Here is a 14252-nt window from a genome sequence, read left to right as displayed (position 1 = left end):
AAAATTTCACTACCAAAGGAACCTGTCGCGTTAAATATAAATCCAGGTACTTCTTTACCAGTTAATGAATTTACTATCCCCGGTGCATACTCCCCGAACATCCCTCCTGCCCAAGCCCCTAATGCCGCCCCACCAACAGCACCGGCATCAGCTCCATCCGTAAACACTGCGCCACTTGCCGCTATTCCCACATTCTGCCAGACACCACGGCCAGGGGCTAATGCACCAGTCACAGCCGCAGAGGCGCTCCCCCAGTAATCTCATGTTTTCTGCTGATTTTCAGAGAAGCCGGGGTTGGGACCGGGCAACCGGTTCAGGTTGTGGTGGAATGCGGACAGCTGATTATCCGGCTGGCTGATGAGTGATCGGCAGGTAAAAATATCCCAGCCTGATTGGGCCGGGATCCCTGTTTATTGTGGATCTGATGGGGGAGATTTTCGGGCTTTACGTTCGTCTATTTTGGCGAAGATCCATATTCTGGAGCCTGAGGCTATTCCAATAATCAAACTAACAACAGATAGGTGGCTTAAAGATCTTTTGGATAAATCAATTTCTCCTGATGTAATTAACTCAAGGATTACGTTATTAACCAAGAAAATAAACGCAAAAAAACAACACCCATAATAAATCGTACTCAACAGGAAAATGGTAAAAGTTGCCCCCTTCTGTTTCTTTTTATTTTTATTTTTCATTAACTTTATCCTTGAGTTTATTACTTATTATTTCTCCTCCGAAGCCACCAAATAGGTCATTAACTTCTCCAGGGAAAGGTGCTAACTTTCCGAACATCCCTCCTGCCCAAGCCCCTAATGCCGCCCTGTAAGTACCCTGCATAATCCTGCCAGGTCACACAGGCCACCCCACCGCCGGAACAGGCTTCCTGAAGCTCCTTACTGTTTTTATTACTGATATCGATGTACTTTTCCACGACCTTATTGCAGTCACCGCCTGATGCTTTGCAGTCCTGCATTTCTTTATCAAGCTGGCGGGCTTCTTTCGAGCTGAGGAAGTTATTCTCAACCGCATTCTTCCCGGCCTGCGCGCCCGCCACCGCACCGCCCGGGGTGTTTGTTAAAATTCTTTATTTTAACTCGTAATAAACTCGTATTGCCGTTCTGATATTTTTTGTAAAAACCCAGATGAAGCCATTTCATCTAAAGTGCTTTTTATTTCATCATCAGTATGATTCGAAAAATATTGTGACAATCGCCATACGTCAATTATTTTCGCATTGTTAACATTATCTATTATATCAACCACTACTGCTGCGCTTGAGTTATTTTTAAAAAACCTAATCCCTTTCCCATGTTTTTTAAAATCCCATGATTCATTGCCAACCAAAATAACCCCCTTACTAGGAAAATCTAGTAACCATTTAAAATCCTTTACTAAAGGATAATGAATGAAAAATGACTTCATCAAAGTTATCTGTAACTCTATGAAATGAATGACTTCTATTTGATTAATCATATTAGTACCTCACCCTTGCTTCAGCCGCTTCTCGCAAAAGCTGCTCACCTTGCTCTTTAGTCACTTCATGTATTCTAACTGGTATGTCTTTGAGCCCAGCTTTTGCAGCTGCTTGAGCTCGATGATGTCCGTCAATGATAATCATTTTTCCGTTTACAAAAGCAGCATCAACAGGATTATTCGCGTCAAATCCGTTTTCTTTCATATCTTTCACAAGACGTTTTACTTGTGAGCCTGACATTTCATTCTTATCTTGTCTGCTAATTAACGTCTTTGGATCAACATTCTTACTGAAAGTTTTGTCGGTATTGTTATGGTTATCTGATAAATAAGCCAAATCATCTTTATTCGGCCCGTCAGAGATCGGTGATACCGTAGTATTCCCACTTGTAACGGTGTTTCCTTCTGTGTTTCCGGTATTTGTCGCGCCCTGCTGACCGGATTGCTCCGGGCTGATGAGCGTCGTTCCTTTATTCTGATCCTGTACCGGATTAACCAGCTTACCGCCCGTAAGATCCCTGTCCGGCTGCGGAAAGATAGTGATTAGACCTTTCTGATCCTGGCCTACCATATAATCGTAAGCTTCACGCTGCTCTGGCGCTAACTTCTCTATCAGATCAGCCTTGCCCGTCATGGCAACGTTAAAGACATATTCCTGCTCTGAAACAGAGAGATTGTCCAGCACGGTATTCGCTGCACCTATGCCCAGCAACGCCCCCAGTCCTTTCTCAACCAGCGCATTCCGGCAGGCTGCAATCTTAGAACAGCCTTGTGCGGCAAGCTTTCCGCCCTGAACCAACGCACTCAGCGCATTATTCTCAACCGCATTTTTACCCGCCTGCGCGCCCGCCACCGCACCGCCCGTGCTGTCTCCGGCCACGCCGCCCGCCAGCCCCGCCGCCAGCGTCCCCAGCGCGCTGATGGTCTGACGCTCCTCCTCGCTCAGGTCTGCACGGTCAACACCCGGATAGAGCTGCTGCGCGATATATTCGCCCGCCACCGCGCCGGACGCACCCGACAGCGCGTTATTCCCTGACGCCTGCGCCACCACCGCACCCAGTACCGCATGCGCTATCAGGTTGGCCTGAACGTTCACCACATCCTTACCCTTCGCATCCCTGGTCATGGTCTGATGGTGTATAACTTCCGCCAGATATGGCGCTGAACCGCCTGCCAGTGCCGCCTTCACGTTGCCGCCCGCCAGACCCTGCACCGCCGCCGTCGCCGCGCTGATACCCTGCTGCCACGCACCGCCGGTGCCCAGTCCTGTATCTTTAAGCGCCTGGTCATACAGCGTCTGGTACATCTGCTGCGTGATATCCATCTTCGCCGGCTCAAGGCCCGGGTTGGCCTCTTTCCATTCCTTTTCCGCTGCCGCACGCTGCGCCGGCGTGACCGCCTTCATGCTCTCCGTGGCTTTTTTCATCGCAGTCAGCTCGCCCTGCGTCCTCGCAATATCTGCCGCCTGGCTCCCTATCTCCGCTATCAGCTGTGCCTGCTGCTGGCGGCGCTGCTCCTTCTCTCTGTTAAAAATTTTATCCAGGCCCGGATTTGCATTCTCCACGTCCCGGCTCAGCCCGGCCACATCCTGCTGCTGCCCTGTCTGGTCACGGATGACTATCGTGCCGTCGCTGACCGCCGCCTTCGTCGTGGAGTCCGCGCTGCCGCTGTTGTTCATCCCCGCCAGCAGCGCGTTTGCCGCGTTGCCCTTAAACTGGCCCGCGATGCTGCCGCCGGTGCTGAAGCCCGCACCCTGATGCTCCGCCTTATAGTCCGCACGGTTATGGATATCACTGAAGCCCAGGGTTCCCGTATCCAGTCTGTTCAGGCTGCTGTCCGCGGTGGAGGCGATAACCGCGCCGTCCAGCTGCGTGTGCTCACCGGTGCGGATATCAAAGCCGCCTTTTCCGGCAAACAGCCCCGTCTGCTCTGTCACGCTCTGCCAGTTGCTGCGCATCTTATCCTGGCTCAGGCTCACGTTCGCTGACCCGCCGCTGCCGAAGACAAAGCTGCCCCCCGCGCTGGCGCTCTGCTGCTTACTGTCGTAGCGGTCGCTGTCCTGCTCGCTGGTCAGCGTCAGGTTGCGGCCGGTGGCCAGCTTCACGCTGTCGCCACGCACCTGCGCGCCCGTCAGCGTGGTGTCGCGTCCCGCGTTCAGGCTCAGCGCGTGGCCCGCTTCCAGCATGGTGTCGGTGTGGGTCAGGCCGTTGCCGTTCTCGCGGCCTTTCGCGGCGTTCACGCTTGCCGACACGCTGATGCCATACCCGCCGGAGCCTGCCGTGATCCCCACGCCGACGCTGCCGCCCTGGCTGCTGTTTTTACTGTCGGTGCGCTCGATGTTCTGCGCTGAAAGCAGGCTGATGTCGTTTTTCGCCGTCAGCCCGAGGTCGCCGCCCGCCTGCAGCTGGCTGCCCTGCACGGTGATATCGCCCCGGCTGCCCGGCTGCGCGCCGGTGGCGGTTACCTGCACGTTGCCGCCCGCGCCCAGCGAGCTGCCCTGCGCCTGATGGCTCTCCGTGCGAGTTTCGCTTTTCGACGACTGGCTGCCGTAAGAGAGGTTAACGCCTACGGTGTTGGTCGCGCCTTCCTGATAGCCCTCATCGCCCGGCTTCAGGCCCAGCGCATCATTATGTGCGGTTGCCGCAGCGGTCTGCGCGCCATCCAGTTCATACGCCTGCTCCGCCTGGGCGACGCTCAGCGCCGCTTTGGTGTTCTGCAACGCTTTCAGGCGGCCGTCGCCGGTATCCTGCGCCGTCTGCGCCACGCTGACTGCCGTGTTCAGCGCAGCGCCCACGGTACCGGAGAGCGCCAGCGTCAGTCCGCTCTGCTTCTGTTCGGTTTTGGTCAGCGAGGTGTGGCTGTTCTCAGCCGCACTGATGGTCACATCGCTGCCGCCCAGCGTGAGGTCTTTTCCGGCAATGACGTCACTGCCGTGCACATTGAGCGTCCTGTCCGCGCTGAGCGTGACGCTGCCATCGCTGCTGCCCACTGTGCTGCCTCTGTTCAGCGCACCGGTGGCGTCCGTGGTGCTTTTCTGTGACATTTTCCCTACGGTGAAGCCGATGCCGCCTGTGCCCATCAGGCCCGATTTTTTCTCCTCGCGCTGATGGTTTTCCACCCGGGATTCACTGGCAGTGGTCACGGTCAGATCACGTCCGGCCAGCAGGGTGACATCCTGCGTGGCCGCCACGTTGCTGCCCGTGACGGCGATATCGCGGCCCGCCTCAAGCATAACGCTGTCGCCGCTAAGGGTACTGCTGATCCCCTGGCGGTCATGCAGCTCATCGTGGGTTTCCAGGCTGCTGGCGGAGAGGAAGCCCCGGCTGGTCTGTTTGCTGTGTTCGGTCAGGTCGGTGCGGCTGTTGCCGGTGCTTAAGGCGATATCGCGCCCGGCGCTGGCGGTGAGCGCGCCGCCTGCCGTGACGTCGGCCGCGCGGGTTTTGATGTCCTGTCCGGCGCTCAGTTGCAGATCGCCGCCGGTGGTGATCCGCGTCCCCACATCCGTCTGCTGTGAAAGGCGGCGGTAATTGTTGCTGCCCCAGCTGTCGTTCTCACTGTGCTGCGTGGTGAGGGTGTCCAGCGTCAGATCCCTGCCCGCCTGAATCCGGGTGAGGCTGTTATCCCCGGCGTTACCGGTGTCACTGCCCCTGAGCGTGATATTGTTCAGTGCGCTCAGCGTCATCGCGCCGTCGCTGCCCTGCACGTAGATCCCCGCAGGACGGTCGACCCAGCGGTCGCGACCATCGCCGCGCAGCGTCGACTGGCTGGTAATATCGCGTCCGGCCAGCAGCGAGACGCTGTTGCCGCCACGCAGGGTGCCACCGGCGTTAGTGATATCCTGACGGGCCGTGAGGCTGACCTGATTACCGTCAATGTAGCCGCTGTTGGTCAGCGTCTGCGCCGTCAGCTGCGTCGCTTCACGCCCGTGGATGGTGCCGCTGTTGGTAATATCTTTCTGCGCGGTAATTGCCACGCTACCGCCACCGAGCAACGCGCCGTCGCCGGTTAAATCCTCTGCTTTGACCTTCGCATACACCTGCGGCACCAGTACGGTCTGCTGGGTGCCATCCGGCAGCGTTACCTGCTGATTAACCAGCCAGACAATGTCGCTGGTCAGCAGCGCCATCTGGGCTGGCGTCAGCGCCACGCCCAGCTCAAGCTGATATGTTTCACCGAAGGCCACGCCGTTATTCATCAGCCCCCGGAACTGATCCTCATCGCTGTGATAGCCACTGAGATAGCGACTCCCGGTCATCTGGGTGATCTGATCCCGCACCAGGCGCTGCTCATAATAGCCATCGCCTAATCGTTTCAGGGTCTGGCTGCCGTCCGAGGAGAGCGCGTTCTGCATATAGTCGCTGCCCAGCCACTGCTTCTGGTTCACGAAGCGCGGATCGGTTTCCACCAGATAGTGACTGTCGCTGGCGGGCTGTAACGTGAACAGGCTGTTATCCGGCAGGCGCGTCTCCGGAGAGACCGCGCGAATCACCGGCGTGATGGTTTGTCCATCCGCCACCGTGGCGGGCAGCGTCAGGGAAAATTGCTGTCCGGCCGGTAATACCAGCGGGCGGTCCTGAGCACTTCCCGGCGCTTCGCTGTCGCCGCCCCCAGCCGTGTTCAGCGCAACAGCGGTTTGCAACAGCTGCCCCTTCATCTCGGCAGTTTTATCAGCCTGATAGGTTACAGCCCGCTGCTGCCGGTTACCAGTCTGATAGCCCTGCCCCCGGGGATCGCTGTTCGCCTGCCATGAGAGCGTTTTAAGATCGATCGTCTGGGTGACTGGCGCTGGCCGATAGTCGCTGGTGTCCTTGCCCTGTGAGGTTTTCGTTCCGCGTCCTTTCCTTTTCTTTTTTTTGGCATACCAGCGTTTTACGGTACCGCTGTCCGTGGTGACGCGGGTACCTCTGGTGGCCTGGTTATCCAGCTCGCCAATCTGACCGCCCAGCGCAGCTCCCGCCACAATCTGACTGTCGTGGTTAGCCAGGCGGTTGGTCGTAAAGATCAGATCTCCCCCCGACAGGATTTTCCCGGGATCGCTCTCCTTGATCTGCGTTTCCTTCACCACCCGCTGATAGCTGTATTCATAGAATTCTCTGCCGCTGGTGCCATCCGGCATGTCGGCACGTTTTACTTTGTATTTATTTTTATGACCAACCACCACGTCTTTCCAGTCGAACCGGTCAGTGTGGCCTTTCAGCACCGCCTCATGATGCTGCTTGTTTTCTGTGATTACCGTCTGCGTCGTCAGATGGCGGTTGGTATTGTTGACTTCCGCCATCGCGATAGTGGCATTCTTGCCAGCCTCAATGGTGGCGCCATCGTTGTTAAGCTGGCCGCCCTCCCCTGTGGCCTGGCTATTCGCATCCAGCTGACCGGCGATATACAGATCGCCTGTGCTATAAATCAGGCCGTGATCGCGGTTATTGATTGTATTAGCCGCCGCATCAAGCCGCTCCCGCGCGGCAATCACTGCCGCTTTACTTCCGTCGCTGAGGTTGTTGATCACCGCTGCCGCAAGGGCGATACGATCGCCAAATATACGTCCCGTGCCGGTGTTAGTCAGCACATCGGCCACCAGGCGCGTCAGCCCGCCATCGATCAGCCCGCTGTTATTCAGCGTATCCGCAGCGGTGACGTGCGTCTCCTGCGCGCTGAGTTCACCCGCCTCGCGGTTATCGACGTTCTGCGCAGTAAGGAAAAGCGCTTGCTGGGTGGCGATGGTCCCGTCGTTGGTCACGTCACCTTTCGCCGTAAGCCGCAGCGTTCCCCTGGCTTTGACGTCTGCCTCATTATGGAAATCGCCGCTGAGGGTAATGGCCAGGTTACCCTGGGAAAGCACCTGCCCGTCACCGCTCAGGGAAGCTGCACCAATTTGCCCCTCTTTGTCAGCAATCAGCGTTCCCTGGCGGTTATTAATTGCCAGCGCCTGGCCTTGCGCCGCATCCCGGACGGTCAGCGCACCGGCGGAGGAGACGAGTCCGCTGAGGTTTTCCAGGGTCTGACGCACGGTCATTTCCAGACTGTCGGCTGCCCGCAGCGCTCCCTGCCCGTTATCCAGCGTATCCGACTGTAGCGACAGCGCGGCGGCCTCAATCCCCTTACCGCTCAGGCCGGTATCGCGGTTTACCAGGCGCGGTGCGGTAATATCCAGCCCTTCTCCGCCATGGATAAATCCGCCGGTGTTATCAAGCTCACGGGCAAGAATCAGCCGTCCGGTTCCGACGTTCTGCACCTCTCCGGACTGGTTATCAAGCTGACCCGCCGTCAGCGTCAGCGTCCCCGCTGAAAGCAGACTGCCTTTCTGGTTCTGTAGCGCGTTCTGTCCAGAATTCAGCGTCAGATCTTCTCCTCCCTGAATCTGTCCCTGCTGATTGTCCAGCGCGCCGCTGTCGATGCGGCTACTCCCCGTTCCTGCAATCACCCCTTGCCGGTTAATCAGCGTCTGGCCTGCGGTGTCAATGGCGATATCGCCCGCCGACTGAAGTTTTCCCTCGCTATTATCCACTGACCGGCCCGTAAAGGTCAGGCCGCCGTTCCCCGCCACCTGCCCCTGCACATTATTGAGTTCACCAGCAATCAGCGTGGCCTGATTGCCGGCAGCGATAAAGCCGGTCTGGTTAGTTATCCCGCCGCTGCGCAGATCCAGGTTGTGCATGGCGACAATACCGTTCCGGTCGCCGCTGTCGCTGTTGATCAGCGCATGGCCCTGCGTATCCAGCGTCAGATCGCTTCCCGCCTGCACCAGTCCGCCCCGGTTTTGCAACTCGTCCGTCTTCAGCGTCAGGACGCCTTTACCGCCGCTCAGCGTTCCCGCCTGATTATTAACGTCCCCGGCAGTTATACCTGCAGCGTTCATCCCGGTAAGCAGACCATGTTGATTATCAATATCCCCGGTGTACAGCCTCAGCGTTTCACCGCCGATCAACTGACCATCCCGGTTAACCAGCAAATCGTCGTGGGTATTCAGCTGAAGATCCTGAGCGGATTCAATCTGTCCGGCACGGTTATTCAGCGTACCGCTCTCTATCTGCAATGTGCCCTGGGCACCCAGGCGTCCCTGCTGGTTGTCAAAAGCCTGCTGATGCGTATTGACCGTGATATTGCGTCCAAAGATCGCCCCGTTACCGCTGTTGAGTTCGCCAGTCAGCAATTGAAGATCGCCCCCGGCAAGGATGCCGCCGTCGCTGCCGCTGTCGGTGTTCACCAGCCTGCCACCACGGGTATCAAGGGTGAGGGTATCGCCCGACTGTAGCAGGCCCCGCTGGTTATCGATGGTATCGCTGGCAAGCGTCAGTGGCCCATCGGAGATCAGCGTGCCATCGGTATTGGTAAGCGCAGTGCTGATGAGGTGTGCCTCTGCCGCTGCGGCGAGAGTACCGCTACGGTTATTGATAACGCCACTGGTCAGGGAAAGTGTACCGCCGCTCAGAATACCTGCCTTGCCGCTCTCTGTATTGGTCAGCGTCTGCCCGTGGGTATCGATCGCCAGATCCTGAACCGACTGGATCCGCCCTGCGGTATTCTCCAGGCGACCAGAAGCGATGCTGAGGTTTCCCCCGCTGACGATCTGCCCCTTCTGATTATCCAGCGCGCCGGAAAGCGAGAGATTCATGTCGCCCGATCCGCGCTGGCTAAGCAATCCCTGTTGGTGATTCAGCGTATCTGCCTCCAGCGTCAGTGTCTGAGCCTGCGTCTGCGCCTGGGAGAGATCGAGCCGGTCACCTTTCAGCGTCATCGCCCCGGCAGACAGCAACGTCCCCTGATGACCATCCAGCTGTGCGGCATTCAGCGTCAGAGTGCCCTCACCCGCCAGCTGCACGGCGCCCTGCTGGTTAGCCAGCCGCCCTGCGTCAAGCGTGAGGGCATGACCATTGCCGGCAATCAGTCCATTGCGGTTTTCAATCTCCTGGGCCTTAAGGTGCGTATCCCCTTCGTTGACTATTGTTCCCTGGTTGTTGAGAAGCGATCCGGTATTCAGGGTCAGCGCCTCGCGGTTTTGCTGGCGCAGCAGGCCGCCTTCATTATCAATCGCTTTGGCATTAAGGATCAGGCTGCCGGAGGCGATCTGACCTTTTTTATTAATCAACTGGCTGGCGGCCTGCGCACGGATGGTTTTTCCCGCCACCGTGGCGTCCGAGGTGGTGATATCCCCCTGCGTGGCGGTCAGCGCAACAGCATCCGCCGCTGTCTGACTCCCGGTCAGATCAATCCGGGTGCCGCTGGCCTGGATACCATCGCGGGCCAGGTTTTGCCCCTGCGCTTTCAGCTCGCCCTGACTGGTCATTACCAGCGTTCCGGCCTGCGTCAGCGCGCTGTGGTTGTCCACACCTGCCGCGATCGTCCCTTTGCCTGTACTTTCAATATGACGTGCCGTCAGCGTGTTATTTCCGCCAGCGACGATCGTCCCGCTATTGTGCAGCGCACCTTCCGAGGTGAGCGCGACGTCCTGCTGCGAGACAATTTTCCCGCTATTCTTCTGGTCCCCCTGGCTGGCGATGCGCAGCGCCCCGTGGCTTTGCAGCGTGCCGCTGTTTTCCAGCCTGCCGTCCAGGCTCAGACGAAGTTCGCCCACGCCAGCCCCCAGCTCACCGGCGTTGCGCACGCCCACTCCCTTTTCGGTACCGGTCAGGGTGATTTTATTGGCATACATGCCGCCAAGTGCCGCCACGTCGAGCGCATAAGCAGGCTTGCTGGCCCTCTCCGTTGCGTTGGCTTTGGTTACATCCCCTTCCGCCGAGACCTGATTTCGCCCGGTCACCACTTTCAGCTCACCGGCATGCAACCTGGCATTTACCGTTACCGACTGCGCGATAATCTGGGTGTAGTCAGCGCCGGTATCATTTAAGCCTTCCCCTTCAATATTGACGCGGCCCCCATTCACCCTGAAGCCCTTCAGCTGACCATTTTCCATCACCGGCTGGCCGGTGGTGAGGGTATTACGGCTGGCATTGATAAATCCGCAGCCGTTACAGGTGATCCCGGCGGGGTTGGCAATGACCACCGCCGCGCGTTTACCGGCTACTTCAATAAAGCCGTTCAGCTGGCTGGGATTGCGGCTTTTCACCTCGTTGAGAATGACGCTCGCTTCCTGCTTTGACAGCCAGGGGTTGGCCGCGACCATACCGCCCAGCCCGGTCCGGATGTTTTTATGGCTGTTATTAAGGATCGCCCCGCGCCGGTCAACGTCAAATTGGCTGTACTGATTGCGCGAAACGCCATGGCTGTTGGGTGTCTGAATGTTAACCTGCGGCAGACCGTTGGCCGTTGCCATCACTGTGGGCTGCTGACCGCCGGGTGCCTGCTTATCTGCGACGATATTTGCCTGCGAGGGCAGGCTTACTATCCCTGCTGCCAGCCACAAGGCGTAGCAGAGTGGCCTGACGCGTACCTGCACCTCCGCAGAAGCGCTGCGCTGACGGCGGCGGGAGATGCAGCCACAGCTGCTACGGGCGATATCGGGCACCACCATCAACATGCCACGAACTTTATTAAAGATAACGCGATAGCAAAGTTTGTTCATAATGCGCACAGTCCATTGTCAGTCAGCATAACTGGTGAAAAAGGGTCAGTAATTCCAGTTCAGGCTGAAGCCGAACGTCACCGGATCGGTTTTAAAGCCTGCTGGTTTAGAGAAGGGAGTCCCGGCAAAAAAGTCATAGCTGATATCAGCGGGAGCGATCGCGCCGCGCAGGCCAGCCACGCCGCCCGCCAGGTGACTGCCCGGTAATCCTCCCTGCGTCGCTCTGTTGCCGCGTACTTCACCGTAGTCGGCACCCAGGTAAAACTCCTGTGCCGGGATCGGTGTCTGCCAGGCCAGCGTATTTTGCAGCGTCCAGCCCTCGCTGGCGCTCAGGGTTCGCTCGCCGTCGAACCCTCGTACCGTCCAGCGGTTGCCGATAGCAAACTCATCCTGCGGGGTCAGCGGGGTGTTGCTCATCTGACGACGGAACTGCGTGTTGTAACTGAAATGCTGGCTGCCCAGCGCAAAGGGTAGCGTCAGTGCCGCCTGCCAGGTCAGAATTTTCGAGAGCGCGGTGGCATAGGTTTCATCCTCGTAGGATTCCTCCCAGGCAGGAAGCGCGCCAAACCAGCGAGTGCCGCGTTGATAGCTGACACCCGCATCCAGCGTGGCCGGGCCGATAAAGTGCCGGTGCGACAGCCCCAGCCGCCATGCGCTCGTGCGTCGCTGCTGGCTGACGATCTCCGTATCATTAATGTAATTTCGTGACGCCTTCACCAGCACATCGTAGGTTGCGGTGGTTTTTGAGGCAGCGTTACGGTGCAGAACCCGGCTGATTTGCAGATCCAGCGAGCGGCTTTTGCCGGCATAGAGAAAATCCTGGCTATACCCGGCTACCGTCTGATGGTAATCGTAATCGCTCGCGGTGACGCCAAACTGCCAGTATCCGATCGGCACTGAATAGTGTCCGGCCAGGCTTTTGCTGCTTTTCCTGCCGGCGAACCTGAGATCGCGACTGGCGGTTATATAGAACAGGTCGCTTAACGAAGTTGGATTATCCAGCGCCAGCATGACGCCGCTCTGGTAGCGCCCGGTACTTTCGGTGCCGGAATCGTCCAGCCACGCGCCGATCCGCCAGAAGCGCCGCTGAGTGCGCTCAATGATGATGTCGCTTTCGCCCGGTTTGTCGCCGGGCCGTAAGGCCATATGCGCTTCCACACCCGGCAGGCGCTGCATATTTTCCAGTCCCTGCTCAATGTCACGCAGATCCAGCAGCTCACCGCCGTGGGCCGGCAGGGTTGGATAGAGGCTGGCATAGTGCGAAGAGGAAGGGGTGAATGCCACATTGCGTATTTTACCCGGGATGAGCAACAGCTTCAGCTCGCCTTCACGCAGGTCCTGCGGTGGTGCCAGCACCCGTGTTGTCACCCAGCCATGGTTTATCAGCCGGTTTTGCAGCGTACTCATCACCTGATTGATCCCTTTCACGCCCAGGCAATGGCCCACTGCCTGGCGGGCAAGCCGCTGTAACGGCACCCAGTGCGGTAACGCCTCCGTGCCGGAGAGCGTAACGTGATGAATGACAAAACAGGGCGTCTCTTCAGGGAAGATAAGAGGTGACGGCGCCGGAACGGCCTCTGATAAGCGGACATCGGGAACCGGCGGCATCAGCTGTTCCTGACGGGCATTTTGCTGCTCCTGCTGATGCTTAAGCTGTTCATCACCCGGTGCAGCCTGCGCGGTTGCGGCAAAGAGCGCAACGAACGCCGCAACGGAACGCGGTACCATCCATAACTTTTGTTTTCCCTGCATATCTCATCCGGCGGCGCAATGTAACAAAATGTTTAAGTTTGTTTTTATGCGCATATTATGCACCTGGAAACAGAAAGTTCAAATAAAAAACTAATAAAAATTTACAGAGTGCTTACAAAGCATGTGATTTATTCTGCCTGTGACTGTGAAATTAATTTTATACGTAACATGTTTACGTAACCTGCTCAGTAAGGCTGTAAGGGGATTTAAGGAGCGAGGAAAAGCAAAAAATTAAAAATCACTTTATTTAATCTTTTGTTTAGGATTTGTTTATAAAGAGGTCGATGCTTACTTTTATGGGCGCAACTGCACGAAGCCTTTATAAAGATTATTAGAATATCTTAACGGTATGGCCCTGGATGAAAGAACACAATAACTAAACTAAAGGTAAATTATTGGTCATTAATTTTACCAACTGTTAAATCTCACCGGGTCAACAGATACCATGAAAATAAAACTTTACCCATGCAAAATAAAGCAAATAAATGAATAATTATTCACCTTCTTTACTGCGGATTCTTCGTTATTTATGCTGTTGTGCTGAAAAAACAGGGCGAACTGTAAAATATGTTGGTCTTGTTAATCAGGAGAGGAGGATGACTGGGATAGCTGAGGATAGCGAACAGTCTATTACTCAAGTCTCAGGCAAAAAAAAGCCTCACGGGGAAGTGAGGCTGATTATTTCATATTCAGTTCATCAACTCTGGCGACGCGGTCCATCCGCTGCCTGCGGCAGGCTTTGCATTTACGCCCGGTCGTTAAGGATTAGCTGTCCATCGCTGTTCAGCGGGATACGGGTACCAGGCTCGTTATCCATACGGATTTTGCCCTGCCGGTCACCGATTTTATAGGTCACGTCGTAACCCATCGTTTTTTCCTGCTTATCGTAAACCGTTTTGCAGCGCTGCTCGGTAGTGGTGTAAGTGTCACGATCCTGCATCGCGCCCTGAACCTGATTACCGCCATAACCGCCTGCAAGCGCACCGGCGACGGTCGCCACATCTTTGCCCCGCCCGCCACCAAACTGATGACCCAGTACGCCACCCGCAACAGCGCCCAGTACGGAACCCGCTATACGGTGTTCATCCTGCACGGCGCGGCGATGCGTCAGCGTTACGTTACGGCACTCCTGCCGCGGATTTCGGGTGGTCTCTTTGATCGGCGTGGCCGAAAGCACCTGCGCATACTGCGGCCCACGATCAAAAACGTTCATGCCTGCAACCGCTGCAACGCCCAGCGCAGCCGCTACGCCAATTCCAATACCTGCCAACATTGATTTATTCACAGGACATCCTCCTGAAAGTGTTACCGCGCATTACTGCATTGACTGCCGCGTTCCTGCAGCAGAAACGTGCATCCGGCGTGCGCGATGCGCCGTATCTTATGTGTTGAATTTTGCGCATCAGGACCAAATGTGACAATAAGATAACAGGAGAAAATTGGGGTGATGGGTCTTGCAGGGATGCTTTTAAGAGTCTTCCGAGCCACGACTGTGCGGGGCCAGGAAGGC

General features: G+C 56.8%; 6 protein-coding genes. 1 reads left to right on the top strand and 5 read right to left on the bottom strand.

Annotation, left to right across the window (positions count from 1 at the left end; genetic code table 11):
* Positions 1-357 precede the first annotated feature (357 nt).
* Positions 358-624, top strand: a complete 267-nt coding sequence (locus EA20_RS20835; RefSeq protein ID WP_152540244.1) for a hypothetical protein — start codon at positions 358-360, stop codon at positions 622-624.
* Between the two features lie 127 nt (positions 625-751).
* Here EA20_RS20835 and EA20_RS0115815 read toward each other — a convergent pair whose 3' ends face one another.
* The 5 genes from EA20_RS0115815 to EA20_RS0115795 all read right to left on the bottom strand — a co-directional run bounded on the left by EA20_RS0115815 (position 752) and on the right by EA20_RS0115795 (position 14027).
* Positions 752-1078 (bottom strand): VENN motif pre-toxin domain-containing protein, encoded by a 327-nt coding sequence (locus tag EA20_RS0115815; RefSeq protein ID WP_081772589.1) that lies wholly within the window; start codon positions 1076-1078, stop codon positions 752-754.
* Between the two features lie 8 nt (positions 1079-1086).
* Positions 1087-1470, bottom strand: coding sequence for a hypothetical protein (locus EA20_RS0115810; protein WP_024967753.1), 384 nt, complete (start codon positions 1468-1470; stop codon positions 1087-1089).
* A 1-nt stretch (position 1471) separates the two neighbouring features.
* A complete protein-coding gene (locus tag EA20_RS20825; protein ID WP_024967752.1) occupies positions 1472-10990 on the bottom strand; it encodes a hemagglutinin repeat-containing protein in 9519 nt (3172 codons plus the stop codon).
* A 45-nt stretch (positions 10991-11035) separates the two neighbouring features.
* Positions 11036-12718, bottom strand: a complete 1683-nt coding sequence (locus EA20_RS0115800) for a ShlB/FhaC/HecB family hemolysin secretion/activation protein (RefSeq protein WP_235192672.1) — start codon at positions 12716-12718, stop codon at positions 11036-11038.
* A 769-nt stretch (positions 12719-13487) separates the two neighbouring features.
* A complete protein-coding gene (locus tag EA20_RS0115795) occupies positions 13488-14027 on the bottom strand; it encodes a glycine zipper 2TM domain-containing protein (protein WP_024967750.1) in 540 nt (179 codons plus the stop codon).
* Positions 14028-14252: the final 225 nt, after the last annotated feature.

It is taken from the genome of Pantoea sp. IMH, from assembly GCF_000599885.1.
GTDB lineage: Bacteria > Pseudomonadota > Gammaproteobacteria > Enterobacterales > Enterobacteriaceae > Erwinia.
This window is presented reverse-complemented; position numbering and strand designations above follow the sequence as displayed.

What these genes read in the sequence shown, in the direction of transcription:
- EA20_RS0115800 (WP_235192672.1), bottom strand. Translation starts at nt 12,718, where the DNA reads ATGGTACCGCGTTCCGTTGCGGCGTTCGTTGCGCTCTTTGCCGCAACC.
- EA20_RS0115810 (WP_024967753.1), bottom strand. Translation starts at nt 1,470, where the DNA reads ATGATTAATCAAATAGAAGTCATTCATTTCATAGAGTTACAGATAACT.
- EA20_RS20825 (WP_024967752.1), bottom strand. Translation starts at nt 10,990, where the DNA reads ATGAACAAACTTTGCTATCGCGTTATCTTTAATAAAGTTCGTGGCATG.
- EA20_RS20835 (WP_152540244.1), top strand. Translation starts at nt 358, where the DNA reads ATGAGTGATCGGCAGGTAAAAATATCCCAGCCTGATTGGGCCGGGATC.